Below are 17,005 nucleotides of genomic sequence, written 5' to 3'. Positions count from 1 at the left end.
CGACCCGCCACGAAGCCTTCACAAGCGCCCTAACGGCCCGCAGTACCGTATTCCAGCTTCGGATACCAGTCCGTGCCACGGCCACCGGGCGTCATGTCGAGCACGGTCCAGATCGGCATCACATCCGGCGCGCCGCGCGGATCCTGCCCGGGGTCCGCAGTCGACGGCCCCATCTCCTCTGCCCAGAAGTGCCGCACCGTGCCGCCCGAGCGCGTGAATACGTTGAACGCGGGATTGTCATCCCCGGCCGGATCTTCCGCCGCGTAGTCACGATTGAAGGTGTTGCCGCCCGACGAATACAGCCGCAGATGCCGCCAGCCCCGCTCCTTCTTGAACGCAACCAGCTTCTCGATCGGCGAGCGGCCGATCACGGCGAACGCCACACGCTGCAGGATGTCGGGCATTTCGCCGTCGTACGCGCTCAGAAGCGACGTGCACATCGGACACGGCCGGGCGCGCTGCGGGCCGAACATCCAGTTGTAGGTGACGAGCGTGTCATGCTCGCCGAACATTTCCGATAACTTCACCGGGCCGGCTTCGCCCATGAACAGATAATCCTCGGGCACGACGCCGCCGGGCGGCAGCGCGCGGCGCTGGGCGGCGACCCGTTCGATATGGCGGCGCAACTCGATTTCCTCGGCGAGCAGGTCGTTGCGCGCGCGGCGATAGTCGGCGCTTTCGCCGGGAAAGCGGCTTGGCGTGTCGGCCGCTAGTTGCCGGGCCGGCTTCAACGTTGGTGCGGATGCGTGTACGTCAGTCATCAGCCATCTCCTCTTACGGAACAAGGATAAAGGGCGCAGCAGTGCACCGCGACCGCGGGCGCGTTCTCGTCCTCTATATAGCCACGACGAACCGTGCGGCGGCAAATCGACAGCATCGGTCGAAATTTTTTGCTGCAACGCTCGCACCCGCCGCAACGGCAACCAAAAGCGCCCGGCAAGGTATCCTTGAGCGCAACAGTACGCGCGCTGGGCGCGCCGTCCATGGGGATGCAACATGCCGCTTCGTCTGCCACCGCTGCCGGCGCTTCGTTTTTTTGAAGCGGCCGGCAGGCATCAGAGTTTCAAACTTGCCGCCGCGGAACTGAATGTCACGCCGAGCGCGATCAGCCACGGCATTGTCGGACTGGAACAGGCGCTCGGCGTCGAACTGTTCGTGCGCGAGCCGCGCGGCATCTCGCTCACGGCGAGCGGCGCGGACTATCTGTCGTATGTCGCCGAAGCGTTTTCGCTGATCGCCATCGGCACGCAGCGCCTGCCGAATCACCGCGCGGATCGCCCGATCGCATTGAGTTGCGCGCCGACCTTCGCGTCGCGCTGGCTGCTGCCGCGCCTCGCCGGTTTTCGCGCGCGTTGGCCGAACGTGAACGTGAGCGTCGACACCTCGCACCGTCAGGTCGGCTTTCCCGTCGACGGTTTCGACTTCGCGATCCGCATGAGCCGTGCGCCGGTTGCAGGCACCGCGTGGACGCGGCTGTTCGGCGAGCGCTTCGTGCCCGTGTGCAGCCCCGGTTATCTGGCGAGTCTGCGCGACGAGCATGGCAATGCGGACCTGCATCGCGCGACGCTCATTCATGTGAACGCCGCCAGCGAGGACTGGCAGGCGTGGCTGGACGCGACCGGCACCGAAGGCATCGACACCACCACGGGCCTGCGCGTCGACACGATCCAGCTCGCCTTCGAAGCCGCCGCGATGGGCCTCGGCGTCGCGCTCGGCAGACGGCCGCTCGTGGATCGAGATATCGACAGCGGCGTGCTCGCGCTGGCTCATCCGGCGACGATCGCTTCCACCACGGCCTACTGGCTCGTCAGCGCGGAAAACGCGGATCGCCGGCCGGAGCTTTTCGATTTCAAACGCTGGCTGGTGAGCGAGGCCGAGCAGTTCGACGCGCACTCCGATGCTGCCGACCAGGCACTGCAGAGCACCGCCAACTGACTCGCATGTCCCGTTCGCACAGGTGAGCCACGCTCACCTGTCGTCGAAAACTTATCTTTTGCCGCTTCTGACGCTCGCTGCGACCATGTGTCGAAGGAGATCAGAACCATGTCCACCGCCAACAACAGACGCTTCGCCCCCGCCTTCAATCAGACCACGCTCGTGATCCTCGCCGGCGCGCTCATTCTGAGCGCCGCGATGGGCATCCGGCAGACCTTCGGCCTCTTCATCGGACCGTTTTCGTTCGACCGCGGCTTGCCGGTCACACTGATCGCCTTCGCGATCGCGCTGCACAATCTCGTGTGGGGTTTCGCCCAGCCGTTCGCGGGCGCCGCCGCGGATCGCTACGGTTCGGCGCCGGTGGTCGCGTTCGGCGCGACGACGTTCGCGGCGGGGCTCGGCCTCGCGGCAGTCGCGCCCAGCGGCGCCATGTTGATCGTCGGCATGGGACTGCTGGTGGGCATCGGCGTGAGTTGCACGACCTTCGGCGTGGTGCTGCCAGCGGTCGGCCGCATCGCCTCGCCCGAAAAACGCAGCATGGCGATGGGTCTGGTCAGCGCCGGCGGCTCCGCGGGCCAGGTGCTGATGGTCCCGCTCGTGCAAGGCATCCGGCTCAGCTCCGGCATTGCCACGTCGCTCTTCGTACTGGCTTTCCTGATGCTGCTGATCGCCCCGCTCGGCATGGTGCTCGACCGGCGCGCGCGGGTCGGGACGCCCGTTACGGAAGAGCATGTCGCGCCGCTTCGCAAGGTGCTGGGTCAAGCGGCCGGGCATCGTGGCTACCGGCTGCTGACGCTCGGTTTCTTCACCTGCGGGTTCCAGCTTGCCTTTATCGCCACGCATCTGCCCGAATATCTGTCGCTTTGCCATATGCCGGTCGGGCTCGGCGCCACCGCGCTCGCGCTGATCGGCCTGTTCAACATGGCGGGCAGTTGGGCGTGCGGCTGGCTGGGCGGCCGCTTCCGGCAACATCATGTGCTCGGCTGGCTTTACCTGATTCGCAGCGTAACGATCGGCGCGTTCTTTCTGCTGCCGAAAAGCCCGGCGTCGGTGGTGATCTTCGCGGCCGTGATGGGTCTGACCTGGCTTGGCACCGTGCCGCTCACGAGCGGACTCGTCGCGAAGGTGTTCGGCACGCGCCACCTCGGCAGCCTGTTCGGAGTCTGCTTTTTGAGCCATCAGATTGGCTCGTTTCTCGGCGCATGGCTCGGCGGCCTGGTGTTCGACCTGACCGGTTCGTATTCGCTGTTGTGGGAAGCGACGGTGGTCGCCGGCCTCGTCGCCGCGATGCTGCACTTTCCGATCGACGACACCACGGTTAGCACGCCCGCGCTTCGGGCTGAACCAGCGGCGGCGTGAGTGCGCATGCCGGTGGTCGCCGCGGACGCAGCCACCGGCACTGAGTCAAAAGCAGCGGGAAAAGCCCTTTGCGCTGCTATTTTTTCGGCGTCTCCGCCGCGGCTTTCGGCACGCGTCCCATCAAAAAGAACTCGTCGTTCGGACGCATGGAAATGACGTTGGCCATGCGATTCGACAGCCCGAAAAATGCCGTAATCGCCGCGATATCCCAGATGTCTTCGTCGGAAAAGCCGTGTTCGCGCAGCGTCTGAAAATCGGCGTCGCCGACTGTGCCGGACTCGCTGCAAACTTTGACCGCGAAGTCGAGCATCGCCTTCTGACGCGGCGTGATGTCCGCCTTGCGATGATTGACGGCGACCTGATCGGCCACCAACGGCGCCTTTTCGTAGATGCGCAGAATCGCACCGTGCGCGACCACGCAATACAAGCATTGGTTGATCGCGCTGGTGGCGACCACGATCATCTCACGCTCGCCTTTGCTGAGGCCGCCCTCTTTCAGCATCAACGCGTCGTGATAGGCGAAGAACGCGCGGAACTCGTCCGGGCGGTGCGCCAGCGTCAGAAACACGTTCGGCACGAAACCGGCCTTTTCCTGCACTTCGAGAATGCGCGCGCGAATGTCGTCCGGCCATGCGTCCGGTTTGGGCACGGGGTAGCGGCTGATCGGATGATGCTTTGCCATGCTATGTCTCCGTCGTATCTGTTTGGGTATAAAGACGATTCTAGCAAGCCGCACAGCCGCGGCACGGCCACGCTCGACAAGGTCCGATATCGACGCCCATTTCGTCTAGACTTTCCACTCAAGGGAGCATGAGCCACGCCGCGACGACCGGCGCCGGCCAGATTTCAGCAGGAGCTGACCATGTCAGACGTTTTGCACGACGCGCGAGCGCCCGTCGTCAAGGTGCGCCCCGATCGGGAAATGGCGACGTCCCAGCGGCTGCCTTACTTTGTCGGTATTTCCGCCGGTACCGCGGGCACGAAGGGTTTGTCGATGTATATGGTCGTGGTGCCGCCGGGCGGCCATGCCGAGCCGCACTTTCACGCCGACTACGAAACCGCGATCTACCAGCTCGAAGGCAAGATCGAAACCCGCTACGGACCCGGCTTGCGCGAGTCCGTCATCACCGAACCGGGCGATTTCCTGTTCATTCCGCCCGGCGTGCCACATCAGCCGTTCAATCTGGACGCGACCACCGCGGCACGCGCGATCGTGGCGCGCAACCATGCGGACGAGCACGAACGCGTCGTGCCGTACGATCCGGCCTCGGACGCGTGATCAGCTGCAGACGCGTGATCCAGCAAATGAAGGCGGCGGGGCTAGTACCGGCTAACGGCCCGCCACCCAGGTCTCGCCGCCGACCGCGACCACGCGCATTCTCCTCCCCGCCCTCCTGCGTCGAGCGTCCCGGCATTCGGCCTTCACCGCAGCGCCGTTTTGCCACCTGTGCTTAAATCCGCTTTTCATATCCTTCTTGTACCATGGCGGCCGCCTGCCGACGCAGCACGGCGCTCGCCGTCGTGCGGGAACGGAACATGCGCGGACTGTTCGCCATGCGCCACCCGGGCGCGGACGTTTCAAATCCCAACATTCCATTCTCAGGAGCGCGGTTGTGTGGCATTTTCCGGTTGCTATTCCACCCTCGCTGGGCGTGTGGGCCGTCTTCATGAGCGTGCTCGTCACGCAACTCGGCGTGCCGATTCCGGCCGCGCCGATGCTGATTCTCGGTGGAACCATGGCCGCCATGGGGCAAACCTCCTATGCGAGCGTCGTGTGCGCCGCGGTCGCCGCCACGCTGATCGCCGACTCGCTGTGGTTCTTCACCGGACGGGTCCATGGCCGCCGTCTGCTGAACTATCTCGTACGCTTCTCCCTTTCGCTCGACACCACAGTGCGGCTCGCGCGCAATACCTATGAACGGTACGGCGCGCCGATTCTCACCGTCGCGAAGTTCCTGCCTGGACTCGGCCTGATTTCCGCGCCGCTGCTCGGCACGACGGCCATCAATGTCGGCGTGTTTCTGCTGTGGGATTTTGTCGGCGCGACGCTGTGGGCGAGCGTATGGGTGATCGGCGGCGCCGCGCTGCACGATGAGATCGTGCAACTGATGCTGCTCGTGCGCCACAACGGCGGCACGATTTTCGATGCGTTCGCGGCGATCTTCCTGGCCGTCCTACTGTATCGCTGGGTGCGCCGCTGGCAGTTCCGCCGCTGGCTCGCCCACACGCGCATTTCGCCGGACCAACTCGACGAGATGATGAAGTCGAACGAGCCGCCGCTCATTTTCGACGCGCGTCCACGCAGCATCCGCGAAAAGGAATCGCACCGGATTGCCGGTGCGCGTCGGCTGGATCTCGATTCGCCTGACCCGATCGATCCCGAGTTGCTGAAGCGGCCGATCGTCGTCTACTGCGTGTGTCCCAACGAAGCGACGGCGAAGCGGATCGTCGACCAGTTGCATCGCAAGAATATCCACCATATCCGCGCGCTCAAGGGCGGCCTCGACGCGTGGCAGAAACGCGGTTATCCGGTCGAACCGTTGCCGCCCGACTTCCACACGGCGAAGGCCCACATGATCGAGGACGAGGGCGAGGAAGGCGAATACACGGTGCGGGCGCGGCTGGCGAAGTAACGACGCCGCGCCTCGAAGGCCACGCAACGCTCATCAAAAACCGCTTGCGCTTCACGCCCGATGTGTGCAACATGCATATATGCACGTTGCACACATTGAGGCATCCCCATGACGCAGCGCACAGAAAATCTGCTCGGCGTGCTCGCCCTGCTGGTCACGGACGAAATGAACGCGCAACCCACGGTGGACGCGCTCGCCGGCCCCACCGCCCGCGCCATGCTCAACGCGGTCGGCCAATATCCCGATTCATCGATTGAAGTGCTGCGCGAGGCGGTGGATCTGTCGCATCCGGCCGCCGTGCGCGCCGTCGCGGGGCTGGTCGAGGCGGGCCTCGTCGAGAAAAAAGCGGGTTCGGACAAACGTGCGGTGGCGCTTGCCTTGACCGCATCTGGCAAGCGTGAGGCCAAACGCCTGCAGACGGCGCGCGACAAAACGCTGCAACGCATTGTCGGACGGCTCGAAGACAGCGAGCGCGATCTGCTGGAAAGCCTGCTGATCAAGATCTTGTGGAACGAAACCCGCGACCCCGCGCACGCGATGCAATTGTGCCGCCTGTGCGACGACGGTCCGTGCCTGAAAGCCGGCTGTCCGGTCGAATGCCGCGAACAGGGCCTGCCCATGCCCGCGCGGAGCAACACATGAAATCCGCCGCGCCGGTGCGCTGGCCGGCAATCGCGGCATTGACCGCGGTGTCGGCGCTCTCGCAGGTCGGCCAGTTCGGCATCGGCTTCATGGTGCTGCCGGTGTGGCTCGCCCATCGCGGGCTGGACGCGCCACGCGCCGGCCTCTTCTCCGCCGCGCAATGGACCGGCATGCTGGCCGGCTTGCTGATCGCGCCGTGGCTGATGGCGCGCATCGGCGCGAAACGTACCGTGTCGATGGGTCTACTGGCCACGCTCGTGGCGTTCGCGACCATGAATGCGCTGTCGTGGCCGCTGTGGCTCGTGCCCGGTCTGCTGACGGGGCTGGGTATCGGCTTGCGCTGGATCGCCAACGAAACCTGGCTCTATAGTCTGGTCCCCGCCGAATCGAGCGGACGTGTGGTGGGTGTGCACGAAGCGCTGATCGCCACGGCAGGTGTGATCGGCCCGGCGCTGGCAGTCTGGTGCGATGTCGATGGACGCATCACGTTCGCGGCCGGTGCGGCCTTTACGTTCGCCGCCGCGCTGCCGCTGTGGCTAACTGCATCGGACGAGAAACGGCCTGCCTTGCAAGAAGCAAGGCCCGTGCGAAGAGAACGCGCTCAACAACGCTTGGCCGTCGGCCCGCTGGTGAGCCTCGGCATGGTGGTCATCGCAGCGGGCGGTATCGGCGACGGCGCGCTTTACGGCCTCTTCCCGCTATTCGCCGACGCGCACGGCCTCAGCGCCACGCAAACCGCCACGCTGCTGACGCTGTTCGGCGTCGGCGGCATGGCGTTGCAATTTCCGGTCGGCTGGCTGGCGGATCGCGCGGGGCTGGCGGCCACAGTGATCGTGTGCGCCGCGCTCAGCACGCTGGCCATCTGCGGCTTCGCGCTGGCCGCGCCCGCATCGCCGCTTGCGGCCGCAAGCGCGCTCTTGCTCGGCGGCATGAACAGTTCGTTCATCACACTCGGCATGTATGCAGCGGCTTGCAGCGACAAGGCCGCGCTCACGCGCAACATGCGGCTGGTGTCGCTCACGTTCACCGCGAGTTCGATCGTGGGGCCGCTCGCCGCAGGCTTCGCCATGAACGCGCGCGGCAGCGACATGCTGATGTGGCAACTCGCACTCATGAGCGGCGCGCTGGTGGTCTACACGCTCGGCTTGCGCGAAGGCCGGCGCCAGCCCGAACATTCTTCGTCGATGGGCTGAGCCGGTTTTTTTGCATCGATTGGCAGGAAAGTTGGACGCGTCTAAGCCTCGCGTCCTGCAACCTTGCGCTGCCGCCACAAACACAGCAGATCGCACGCGATATGCGCGGCGGCGATTGCCGTGATCTCGCTCTGGTCGTAAGCCGGCGCGACTTCCACGACGTCCGCGCCCACCAGATTCAACGCGCCGAGCGCGCGCACGATCGCGAGTCCTTGCGCCGACGACAAACCGCCCGCCACCGGCGTCCCCGTACCCGGCGCGAACGCCGGATCGAGACAGTCGATATCGAAGGTCAAATACGCGGGACGTGCACCCACAATCGACACAATCCTCTCCACCGCCGCTCGCGTGCCATGCTCGTGCACCCAGGCGGCATCGAGAATATTGATGCCCATGAAATCATCGTTCCATGTGCGAATGCCGATCTGCACCGAGGTCTTCGGATCAATCAGACCATCCTTCACAGCCTTGTAGAACATCGAGCCGTGGTTCAGGCTGTCGGGACTGTCGTCGGCCCAGGTATCGCAATGGGCGTCGAAATGAATCAGCGAGAGCGGTTTGCCGTACTTCTCCGCGTGCGCGATCAACAGCGGGTAGGTGATGTAGTGATCGCCGCCGAGCGTTAGCATCCTGGCGTCCGAGCGCAGGATCGTGCGCGCATGCTCGACGATGGATTCCTTGATCGTGAGCGGATTGTGCGCGTCGAACCAGCAATCGCCATAGTCGGTCACGGCGAGGTCGTCGAACGGATTGAAACCCCACGGATACGGGTGCAACTCCGACAACTGCACGCTGGCCGCGCGCACCGCCGCGGGCCCGAGACGCGCGCCCGCGCGGAACGTGGTAGCCAGATCGAGCGGTACGCCGGAGACCACCACGTCGACGCCGTCGAGTTCACGCGTGTACTTGCGGCGCATGAACGACAGCACGCCCGCATAAGTGTTTTCGATCGATGAGCCATAAAGCGACGCACGGCGGATCGCGCCGTCGCCGTAGACGAGTTCAGTCATGGATGAGCTGATACCTGATAGACAATCCAGCGTCACGCGCGAGGACTCCAAGGGGACACGCGTTATGCCGGCTTCGGATTCATTGGGAACGCGACGGCGCGCATCACACGCGCCGCCGCGCTGGCTGCGCGAATCCTTTAGCGCAGCCGCACCAGCGTGGACTTCAGCTCGGTGTATTTTTCCAAAGCATGCAGCGACTTGTCGCGGCCGTTGCCCGATTGCTTGTAGCCGCCGAACGGGAAGTTCATGTCGCCGCCTTCGTCGTAACAATTGACCCACACCGTGCCGGCGCGGAGTTTGCGTGACACCTCATGCGCGGTGGTCAGGTTCGAGGTCCAGACCGCGGCGGCGAGACCATATTCGCTGTCATTAGCGATCCTGATCGCCTCCTCCACCGTGTCGAACGTGATCACCGACAACACCGGCCCGAAGATTTCCTCGCGCGCGACCTTCGCGCCGGAAGCCGGTATTTCGAAGATGGTCGGCTCGATATAGAAGCCGCCCGTTTCTTCTTTCACGCGCGCGCCGCCGAGCAGCAGTTTGGCTTCGGCGCGGCCCGCTTCGATATAGCCGAGCACGCGTTCGAGCTGAACCTTATCGACGATCGCGCCCATCGACGTCTTCGGGTCGAGCGGATTGCCCGGCGTATAGCTGCGCGCCGCGGCGATCAGCTTGTCGAGGAACGCGTCCTTGATGTCTCGATGCACGAGCAGGCGCGAACCCGCGGTACACATTTCACCCATGTTGTAGAAGATCGCACCCGCCGCCGCATTCGCCGCGCGATCCATATCCGGGCAATCCGGCATCACGATGTTCGGCGACTTGCCGCCGAGTTCGAGCCACACGCGTTTCAGGTTCGATTGCCCGGCGTACTGCATGATCAGCTTGCCGACGTTGGTCGAGCCGGTGAAGGCAAGGCAGTCCACGTCCTGATGCAGCGCCAGCAGCTTGCCCGGCTCGCCCGCGCCCGGCACGACGTTGAACACGCCGGCGGGAATGCCGGCGTCGAGTGCGAGCTGCGCGAGGCGGATCGCGGTGAGCGGCGACTTCTCCGAGGGTTTGAGCACCACGCTATTGCCCGCCGCCAACGCCGGGCCGAATTTCCACGATGCCATCAGGATCGGGAAATTCCACGGCACGACCGCGGCCACCACGCCGATCGGCTCGCGCGTGACGAGTCCGACCAGATGATGATCGGCCGGCGCGACTTCGCCGCCGATTTTGTCGATGGCTTCAGCGAACCATTCGACGCAATAGGCCGCACCCGGCACGTCCACGCTGGTGGTGTCGGCGATCGGCTTGCCCGCGTCGAGCGTTTCGAGCAGCGCGAGTTCGTCCATGTGCTCGCGAATCGACGCGGCCCAGCGCAGCAGAATGGCTTTACGCTGGCGCGGATTGAGGCCCGACCACACGCCGGAGTCGAACGCGCGGCGCGCGGCGGCCACGGCGGCGTCGACGTCGGCCGCGCCGCTGTCGGCGACCTTGGCGAGCAACTTGCCGTCGATCGGGCTCAGGCAGTCGAACGTGCGGCCGCCTTCGGCATCACGGTATTCGCCGTCGATAAACGCGCGGCCTTCGATCGATAGCTTAGCGGCCTTGTCCTGCCAGAAAGCGAGAGATTTATTGTCCATCAGGATGCCTCATTGTTATGCGCTCGACGCAAACCTGCATCGACTTCATGCGGCACTGAACTGCGGCACTGAGTTGAGTCGAGGCGCGTTGGCGCGGAGTCTTCAGAAGGTGGGCGGCGAGTTGGCCGACACGATCTCGCAGAGATGCTCCGCGCTGGGATTGCGAAAACGGTGCGGAAGACGGCTTTCGAAGTAGTAGCTGTCACCGGGGTCGAGCAGCCACGTGGTGCCGTCCACCGTCAGTTCGATCTGACCGCTGACCACCACCCCGCCCTCGTGCCCTTCGTGCTCCAGCATTTCCGGCCCCGTGTCCGACAACGGCTGATAGACCTCGCGCAGAATGCCCATATTGCGGTCTCTCACGCTCGAACCCGCGAGATAGAACTCGATCGACTCATTGCCGAGGTTCGGCATGTCGGCACGGCGCGACACCACCGAGCGCTCCGCTTCCACTTCGAAGGTGAAGAATTCGGCGAGACTCATGGGTATGCATTCGAGCAGTTTCTTCAGCGAGCCGACCGAGGGGCTCACACGATTCTGTTCGATCAGCGAGATCGTGCCATTTGTCACTCCCGCCCGTTTCGCCAGTTCACGCTGGGACAAGCCGTTCTTCTTGCGGATGTATTGCAGACGGGTCGCTACTTCTATGGACATCGCTAGGTTCTCTGACATTGAAGACAATCGGGGCGCTAAGTGACCAGATGAATGGAACACATGACTCGGGCAATGAGGTGCCCGCGAGTGTTGAATATTCTAATCACTTTGATTATTGCGCCGCTGGGGAAAACCCTGAAAGCTTTCCGAAATATGAATTGCGCAACGAACGTTCCCAGCGGGCCGGATTCTAGTCGAACCCTCGGGAAAGCCCTGATAAATGTTTTATCAAAAAGGGTTTGACGGCTTTATTGGCTCGTATATGCTGGTTCCCAGGCGATCGTCATGCCGACGTCACGAGGCACCCAAGTGTGTTTCGCGGCGCAGCGAATTTACTTCGCGTCGGCTCAAGGCGATCATCCCAGCGTCCTGTTTCTTTAAACGCCCCGTGCGGATTTCGAGCAGGCCGTTCAATACTTTCAACGTCGCTAGTCGAGTGTAATCGTGAGAGTCCGAGGCCCTTTGGTGAGATGGAATCGTAGTCAGGCGAGTTGTCCTCGCGCTGACGGCGCCATCGCCGACGGCAGCAGCGGCAGCCTTGCGTTCCGCCGCTTTCTGTCCGTCTTCACGATCCTGTCCCGCCGTTCAGTTCGACGTCACAACTCCATCTCCGCGCGCGCCTTCATTGCCGTGCGCACGGACGAAGTCGCCTCGCTGCTGCCGTAGCGCCTCCCTCTTTTCGCCGTTCGATTCATCCGTTTGCGTGAGCGCGCTCTTTCGAGCCGTGCGTTCCTGCATGTGCGGTGCCGTCCGCCGCCTGCGTGTTTCACGCCCATCGGATCAGTTGCGCACCGCAGCGGATCGAATCGAACAGCCCATCTGACTATCACGCGCGGCGCGTTTCAGTTGACGACGACCGCCTGCACCACCCCGGTGGCCTCGCGCCTTGCGCACGGCTACGGAATTGTGCCGCGCTGTGTTTAACGTTGTTCATGCCGCGTCCCGCGGGGAACACACACGTCTATTCGTTATGCGAAATAAACCTCTGGTCGGCATCAGCGCTGACAGAACAATGATGGGAGTCCACGCGTCGCACGTGGTCGGCGAGAAATACATCGCCGCGATCGTGGACGGTTCACAGGCGCTGGCCATGCTGCTGCCGGCGCTCGGCGAGCGTCAGTCCGCCGAAGACGTGCTGGCGACAGTCGACGGCCTGTTGTTTACAGGCAGCTATTCGAACGTCGAGCCACACCGCTACGGCGGCCATCCCAGCACGCCGGGCACGCTGCACGACGCCGCACGCGATGCGACGACGCTACCGCTGATGCGTGCGGCGATCGCCGCCGGCGTGCCGGTGCTAGCCGTATGCCGGGGCTTCCAGGAAATGAACGTGGTTTTCGGTGGGACGTTGCATCAAAGCGTTCACGCGGTGGACGGTCTGAACGACCATCGCGAGAACAAGGAAGACGACCTCGACGTGCAATACGCACCGTCGCATTCGATCACGCTGACGCAGGGCGGCTTGTTGCAGCGCCTCGCGGGCGGCACGAATGAAGCGCGTGTGAATTCATTGCACGGCCAGGGCGTCGAGCGGCTGGGCGTGGGCCTCACGGCCGAAGCCACCGCGCCGGACGGATTGATCGAAGCGGTGAGCGTGAAAGATGCGCGCGCCTTCGCGCTGGGTGTGCAGTGGCACCCGGAGTGGAAGCATGCCAACGACGCACTATCTACCGCGATCTTTCGGGCGTTCGGCGACGCCTGCCGCGATCGAATGCGCACCAAGGCCGGCTATGGCGCGGCATCCGCCGCTGCCACGCATGCCTGAGCCGGTCGCGCACCAAAACAGAGAGAATAGACATGCATGACATCGACGATTTTCTGAAGAAGAACCGTGTCACCGAAATCGAAGCGATCATTCCGGATATGGCCGGGATCGCGCGCGGCAAGATCATTCCGCGCAGCAAGTTCGAGTCCGGCGAGTCCATGCGCTTGCCGCAGGCGGTGATGATCCAGACCGTCACAGGAGACTATCCGGAAGACGGCACGCTCACCGGCGTCACCGATCCGGACATGGTGTGCGTGCCCGACGCCAGCACTATCCGCATGATTCCGTGGGCCGTCGATCCGACCGCTCAGGTGATCCATGATTGCGTTCACTTCGACGGCACGCCCGTCGCGATCTCGCCGCGCCGCGTGCTGCGCCGCGTGCTCGAACTGTACAAGGCCAAAGGCTGGAAGCCGGTCATCGCACCCGAGCTCGAGTTCTATCTGGTCGATATGAACAAGGACCCGGATCTGCCGCTGCAACCGCCGATCGGCCGTACGGGTCGTCCGGAGACCGGCCGTCAGGCTTACTCGATCGAAGCCGTCAATGAGTTCGATCCGCTTTTCGAAGATATCTACGAATACTGCGAGGTGCAGGAACTGGAAGTCGACACGCTGATTCACGAAGTCGGCGCCGCGCAGATGGAAATCAACTTCATGCACGGCGATCCGCTCAAGCTCGCCGACAGCGTGTTCCTCTTCAAGCGCACGGTGCGGGAAGCCGCGCTGCGTCACAAGATGTACGCGACCTTCATGGCCAAGCCGATGGAAGGTGAACCGGGCTCGGCGATGCACATGCATCAAAGCCTCGTGGACGAAGAAACCGGTCACAACCTGTTCACCGGCCCCGACGGCAAACCCACTTCTTTGTTTACGGGTTATATCGCCGGTCTGCAGAAATACACGCCGGCACTGATGCCGATTTTCGCGCCGTATATCAACTCGTATCGCCGTCTGTCGCGTTTCATGGCCGCGCCGATCAACGTGGCATGGGGTTACGACAACCGCACAGTGGGCTTCCGCATTCCGCATTCGGGGCCGGCCGCGCGCCGCATCGAAAACCGAATTCCCGGCGTGGACTGCAACCCGTATCTGGCGATTGCCGCGACGCTCGCCGCCGGCTATCTCGGCATGACGCAGAAACTCGAAGCCACCGAGCCGCTGCTCAGCGACGGTTACGAATTGCCGTACCAGTTGCCGCGCAATCTCGAAGAGGGTTTGACGTTGATGGGCGCGTGCGAGCCGATCGCCGAAGTGCTCGGCGAAAAATTCGTGAAAGCCTACCTCGCTCTGAAAGAAACCGAATATGAAGCGTTCTTCCGCGTGATCAGTTCGTGGGAACGCCGGCATTTGCTGCTGCACGTGTAAGGCAAACGCAAAAAAATTGGAGGCAGTATGAGCTACAGAACAGAAGAAATCGCTTACGTGCAACCGGCTCAGCCGGCCGCAAGCGCGCAAGCCGTGCAACAACAACGCAGCACCGCAGAATACCGCGCGCTCGACGCGGCGCACCACATCCATCCGTTCTCGGATATGGGCTCGCTCAATCGCAGCGGCAGCCGCGTGATCGTCAAGGCGCAAGGCGTGTATCTGTGGGACTCGGAAGGCAACAAGGTGATCGACGGCATGGCCGGCCTGTGGTGCGTGAACGTGGGTTATGGCCGCAAGGAACTGGCCGACGCCGCGTACAAGCAGATGCAGGAACTGCCGTACTACAACACCTTCTTCAAGACGACGCACCCGCCGGTGATCGAACTGTCGGCCTTGCTTGCGGAGTTGGCGCCGGAGCCGTTCAATCATTTCTTCTACTGCAACAGTGGTTCGGAAGGCAACGACACGGTGCTGCGGATCGTCCACCAGTACTGGGCGACGCAAGGCAAGCACTCGAAGAAGTTCGTCATCTCGCGCAAGAACGGCTATCACGGTTCGACGATCGCGGGCGGCACGCTCGGCGGCATGGGCTACATGCATGAACAGATGCCTTCGAAGGTCGAGAACATCGTGCATATCGACCAACCGTATTTCTTCGGCGAAGCGCAAGGCAACCTGACGCCGGAAGAATTCGCGCTGGCCCGTGCGCAGCAACTGGAAGCGAAGATTCTCGAAATCGGCGCGGACAACGTCGCCGCGTTCATCGGTGAGCCTTTCCAGGGAGCGGGCGGCGTGATCTTCCCGGCTTCGACGTATTGGCCGGAAATCCAGCGCATCTGCCGCAAGTACGACATTCTGCTCGTCGCGGACGAAGTTATCGGTGGTTTCGGCCGCACCGGCGAATGGTTCGCGCATCAGCACTTCGGTTTCGAACCGGATCTGATCACGCTAGCCAAGGGCTTGACGAGCGGCTACGTGCCGATGGGCGCGGTCGGCCTGCATGACCGCGTCGCCAAGGCGATCATCGAAAACGGCGACTTCAATCACGGTCTCACGTATTCGGGTCACCCGGTCGCGGCCGCCGTCGCGGTCGCCAACCTCAAGCTGCTGCGCGACGAGAAGATCGTCGATCGTGTGAAGAACGACACCGGTCCGTATTTCCAGAAGAAGTTGCGCGAAACCTTCGCCAATCACCCGATCATCGGCGAAATCTCCGGTGCGGGTCTGGTGGCCGGTCTGCAACTCGCGCAAGACCCGAAGGCACGCAAGCGTTTCGCTAATGGCGGCGACGTCGGCACGATCTGCCGCGACTTCTGCTTCAACGGCAACCTCATCATGCGCGCCACCGGCGATCGCATGCTGCTATCGCCACCGCTCGTGATCACTAAGCTGGAAATCGACGAAATCGTTTCGAAGGCCAAGAAAGCCATCGATGCGACAGCACAACAACTCGGCATTTCGTAACGGCAGTCCGTTCCGGCATGGGCACACCCACAAATCACGCTCATGCCGGTTCTTCACATCAAGGGAAAAAACCATGAGCGTTAGTCATCTTCGTCATGCGGTCGCGGGGGCCGCGCTTCTCGCCTTCACGGGTTTTGCGGCGCTGTCGGTTACGCCGGCCCTTGCGGCCGACACGGAACTGAATGTGTATAACTGGTCGGACTACATCGCGAAGGACACGATTCCGAACTTTGAGAAGCAGGACGGCATCAAGGTCAAATACGACAACTACGATAGCGACGACACCTTGCAGGCCAAGCTGCTCGCCGGCAGCTCGGGCTACGACATCGTGGTGCCGACCTCGAACTACATGGCCAAGCAGATTCAGGCCGGCGTGTACCAGAAGCTCGACAAATCGAAGCTGCCGAACCTCGCGAACCTCGACCCCGTGCTGATGAAGATGATTGCCGACGCGGACCCGGGCAACCAGTACGGCGTGCCTTGGGCATACGGTACGGACGGCATCGGTTACAACGTGCAAGCCGTGCAGAAAGCGCTCGGCGCCAATGCACCCGTGGATAGCTGGGCACTGATTTTCGATCCGGCCAATCTCTCCAAGCTGAAAGGCTGCGGCGTTTCGATCCTCGACCAGGCCGTCGACGTGTTTGCCGCCACGCTGCAATACATGCACAAGGATCCGAATAGCACGAACCCCGCCGACTATCAGGCCGCGTTCGAAGTGCTGAAAAAGATCCGCCCGTATATCACTCAATTCAATTCGTCCGGCTACATCAACGACCTCGCCAATAACGACGTGTGCGTCGCGCTGGGCTGGTCGGGCGACGTCGGCATTGCCAGCCGCCGCACCGAAGAAGCCAAACGCTCGTACCAGATCAAGTTCTCGAACGTGAAGGAAGGAGGCCTGCTATGGTTCGACGTGATGGTGATCCCGAAAGACGCGCCGCATCCGGAAGCCGCGTTGAAGTGGATCAACTACATCTCGGACCCGAAGGTCAACGCCGCGATCACCAACGAAGTGTTCTACCCGACTGCGAACAAGGCCGCGCGCCAGTTCGTGACGCCAGCTGTCGCACAGGACAAGACCGTTTATCCGGGCGATGAAGTGTTGAGCAAGATGACGCTGATGAAGCCGATGCCGACCGACATTCTGCGCCTTGAAAACCGTCTTTGGGCGCAGCTTAAAACCGGCCATTAATCCAGCCACTCAAAATCGATTATTGATCCCACGCTCAGGGATCGCTCGAACCCTGAGCGCATGAATCGCAGTAACGGTAGTCAGCCTGCGCGCTTTTTTTAAAGTCCCACCCGCGCGCAGTCCCATGTTTTCCGATCGCAGCGCACGTTCCGAG

16 protein-coding genes are annotated in these 17,005 nt (G+C 62.9%); 11 read left to right on the top strand and 5 right to left on the bottom strand.

The window, feature by feature from the left end; translation table 11 throughout:
- Nucleotides 1-29 precede the first annotated feature (29 nt).
- A complete protein-coding gene (locus PQR42_RS00185; protein ID WP_408217571.1) occupies nucleotides 30-761 on the bottom strand; it encodes a DUF899 family protein in 732 nt (243 codons plus the stop codon).
- Nucleotides 762-996: 235 nt separating this feature from the next.
- On the opposite strand from PQR42_RS00185, the gene PQR42_RS00180 reads away from it, so the two are divergent.
- Both PQR42_RS00180 and PQR42_RS00175 read left to right on the top strand, forming a co-directional pair.
- Entirely contained in the window at nucleotides 997-1,935 is a 939-nt protein-coding gene (locus PQR42_RS00180; protein WP_408385117.1) for a LysR substrate-binding domain-containing protein, read from the top strand.
- 108 nt (nucleotides 1,936-2,043) lie between these two features.
- Nucleotides 2,044-3,294: an MFS transporter gene (locus PQR42_RS00175; RefSeq protein WP_408385119.1), complete on the top strand. Its 1,251-nt coding sequence runs from the start codon at nucleotides 2,044-2,046 to the stop codon at nucleotides 3,292-3,294.
- 76 nt (nucleotides 3,295-3,370) lie between these two features.
- Here the strand turns inward: PQR42_RS00175 and PQR42_RS00170 are convergent, their stop codons facing one another.
- Complete coding sequence (locus PQR42_RS00170; protein WP_408385121.1) at nucleotides 3,371-3,976, bottom strand: peroxidase-related enzyme; 606 nt, start codon at nucleotides 3,974-3,976, stop codon at nucleotides 3,371-3,373.
- 180 nt (nucleotides 3,977-4,156) lie between these two features.
- Here PQR42_RS00170 and PQR42_RS00165 point away from each other — a divergent pair, with 180 nt between their 5' ends.
- From PQR42_RS00165 to PQR42_RS00150, 4 genes are all read left to right on the top strand, one after another.
- Nucleotides 4,157-4,573 carry a cupin domain-containing protein gene (locus PQR42_RS00165; protein ID WP_408217561.1) on the top strand — a complete coding sequence of 139 codons (417 nt, stop codon included), beginning with the start codon at nucleotides 4,157-4,159 and terminating at the stop codon, nucleotides 4,571-4,573.
- A gap of 334 nt (nucleotides 4,574-4,907) precedes the next feature.
- Nucleotides 4,908-5,927: a VTT domain-containing protein gene (locus tag PQR42_RS00160; protein ID WP_408217559.1), complete on the top strand. Its 1,020-nt coding sequence runs from the start codon at nucleotides 4,908-4,910 to the stop codon at nucleotides 5,925-5,927.
- A 108-nt stretch (nucleotides 5,928-6,035) separates the two neighbouring features.
- Entirely contained in the window at nucleotides 6,036-6,569 is a 534-nt protein-coding gene (locus PQR42_RS00155; protein WP_408217556.1) for a MarR family winged helix-turn-helix transcriptional regulator, read from the top strand.
- Nucleotides 6,566-7,762 carry an MFS transporter gene (locus tag PQR42_RS00150; RefSeq protein ID WP_408385123.1) on the top strand — a complete coding sequence of 399 codons (1,197 nt, stop codon included), beginning with the start codon at nucleotides 6,566-6,568 and terminating at the stop codon, nucleotides 7,760-7,762. Before PQR42_RS00155 ends, PQR42_RS00150 begins: the two co-directional genes overlap by 4 nt.
- A gap of 41 nt (nucleotides 7,763-7,803) precedes the next feature.
- Here PQR42_RS00150 and speB read toward each other — a convergent pair whose 3' ends face one another.
- From speB to PQR42_RS00135, 3 genes are all read right to left on the bottom strand, one after another.
- On the bottom strand, nucleotides 7,804-8,772 hold the full coding sequence (gene speB / locus PQR42_RS00145; protein WP_408217549.1) for an agmatinase: 969 nt from the start codon (nucleotides 8,770-8,772) through the stop codon (nucleotides 7,804-7,806).
- Nucleotides 8,773-8,909: 137 nt separating this feature from the next.
- Nucleotides 8,910-10,403 carry an aldehyde dehydrogenase gene (locus PQR42_RS00140; protein WP_408217546.1) on the bottom strand — a complete coding sequence of 498 codons (1,494 nt, stop codon included), beginning with the start codon at nucleotides 10,401-10,403 and terminating at the stop codon, nucleotides 8,910-8,912.
- Between the two features lie 102 nt (nucleotides 10,404-10,505).
- Nucleotides 10,506-11,057 (bottom strand): cupin domain-containing protein, encoded by a 552-nt coding sequence (locus tag PQR42_RS00135; RefSeq protein WP_408217543.1) that lies wholly within the window; start codon nucleotides 11,055-11,057, stop codon nucleotides 10,506-10,508.
- A gap of 444 nt (nucleotides 11,058-11,501) precedes the next feature.
- Here PQR42_RS00135 and PQR42_RS00130 point away from each other — a divergent pair, with 444 nt between their 5' ends.
- The 5 genes from PQR42_RS00130 to PQR42_RS00110 all read left to right on the top strand — a co-directional run bounded on the left by PQR42_RS00130 (nucleotide 11,502) and on the right by PQR42_RS00110 (nucleotide 16,851).
- Nucleotides 11,502-11,723: a hypothetical protein gene (locus tag PQR42_RS00130; protein ID WP_370577238.1), complete on the top strand. Its 222-nt coding sequence runs from the start codon at nucleotides 11,502-11,504 to the stop codon at nucleotides 11,721-11,723.
- A 304-nt stretch (nucleotides 11,724-12,027) separates the two neighbouring features.
- The gene (locus PQR42_RS00125; protein ID WP_408217539.1) at nucleotides 12,028-12,822 is read left to right on the top strand and encodes a gamma-glutamyl-gamma-aminobutyrate hydrolase family protein; all 795 of its coding nucleotides are present in this window, start codon (nucleotides 12,028-12,030) and stop codon (nucleotides 12,820-12,822) included.
- 32 nt (nucleotides 12,823-12,854) lie between these two features.
- On the top strand, nucleotides 12,855-14,189 hold the full coding sequence (locus PQR42_RS00120; protein ID WP_106277425.1) for a glutamine synthetase family protein: 1,335 nt from the start codon (nucleotides 12,855-12,857) through the stop codon (nucleotides 14,187-14,189).
- Nucleotides 14,190-14,216: 27 nt separating this feature from the next.
- Nucleotides 14,217-15,656 carry an aspartate aminotransferase family protein gene (locus tag PQR42_RS00115; RefSeq protein ID WP_408385125.1) on the top strand — a complete coding sequence of 480 codons (1,440 nt, stop codon included), beginning with the start codon at nucleotides 14,217-14,219 and terminating at the stop codon, nucleotides 15,654-15,656.
- Between the two features lie 73 nt (nucleotides 15,657-15,729).
- Nucleotides 15,730-16,851 (top strand): polyamine ABC transporter substrate-binding protein, encoded by a 1,122-nt coding sequence (locus PQR42_RS00110; protein ID WP_408217530.1) that lies wholly within the window; start codon nucleotides 15,730-15,732, stop codon nucleotides 16,849-16,851.
- Nucleotides 16,852-17,005: the final 154 nt, after the last annotated feature.

The organism is Paraburkholderia sediminicola, assembly GCF_046027355.1.
In the GTDB taxonomy this organism is placed as follows: Bacteria; Pseudomonadota; Gammaproteobacteria; order Burkholderiales; family Burkholderiaceae; genus Paraburkholderia; species Paraburkholderia sediminicola_B.
This window is presented reverse-complemented; position numbering and strand designations above follow the sequence as displayed.

Excerpts from the sequence above, each read along its gene's own strand:
- PQR42_RS00180 (WP_408385117.1), top strand. The coding sequence starts at position 997 with ATGCCGCTTCGTCTGCCACCGCTGCCGGCGCTTCGTTTTTTTGAAGCG.
- PQR42_RS00120 (WP_106277425.1), top strand. The coding sequence starts at position 12,855 with ATGCATGACATCGACGATTTTCTGAAGAAGAACCGTGTCACCGAAATC.
- PQR42_RS00140 (WP_408217546.1), bottom strand. The coding sequence starts at position 10,403 with ATGGACAATAAATCTCTCGCTTTCTGGCAGGACAAGGCCGCTAAGCTA.
- PQR42_RS00115 (WP_408385125.1), top strand. The coding sequence starts at position 14,217 with ATGAGCTACAGAACAGAAGAAATCGCTTACGTGCAACCGGCTCAGCCG.
- PQR42_RS00125 (WP_408217539.1), top strand. The coding sequence starts at position 12,028 with ATGCGAAATAAACCTCTGGTCGGCATCAGCGCTGACAGAACAATGATG.
- PQR42_RS00155 (WP_408217556.1), top strand. The coding sequence starts at position 6,036 with ATGACGCAGCGCACAGAAAATCTGCTCGGCGTGCTCGCCCTGCTGGTC.
- PQR42_RS00165 (WP_408217561.1), top strand. The coding sequence starts at position 4,157 with ATGTCAGACGTTTTGCACGACGCGCGAGCGCCCGTCGTCAAGGTGCGC.
- PQR42_RS00185 (WP_408217571.1), bottom strand. The coding sequence starts at position 761 with ATGACTGACGTACACGCATCCGCACCAACGTTGAAGCCGGCCCGGCAA.
- PQR42_RS00175 (WP_408385119.1), top strand. The coding sequence starts at position 2,044 with ATGTCCACCGCCAACAACAGACGCTTCGCCCCCGCCTTCAATCAGACC.
- speB (WP_408217549.1), bottom strand. The coding sequence starts at position 8,772 with ATGACTGAACTCGTCTACGGCGACGGCGCGATCCGCCGTGCGTCGCTT.
- PQR42_RS00110 (WP_408217530.1), top strand. The coding sequence starts at position 15,730 with ATGAGCGTTAGTCATCTTCGTCATGCGGTCGCGGGGGCCGCGCTTCTC.
- PQR42_RS00150 (WP_408385123.1), top strand. The coding sequence starts at position 6,566 with ATGAAATCCGCCGCGCCGGTGCGCTGGCCGGCAATCGCGGCATTGACC.
- PQR42_RS00135 (WP_408217543.1), bottom strand. The coding sequence starts at position 11,057 with ATGTCCATAGAAGTAGCGACCCGTCTGCAATACATCCGCAAGAAGAAC.
- PQR42_RS00170 (WP_408385121.1), bottom strand. The coding sequence starts at position 3,976 with ATGGCAAAGCATCATCCGATCAGCCGCTACCCCGTGCCCAAACCGGAC.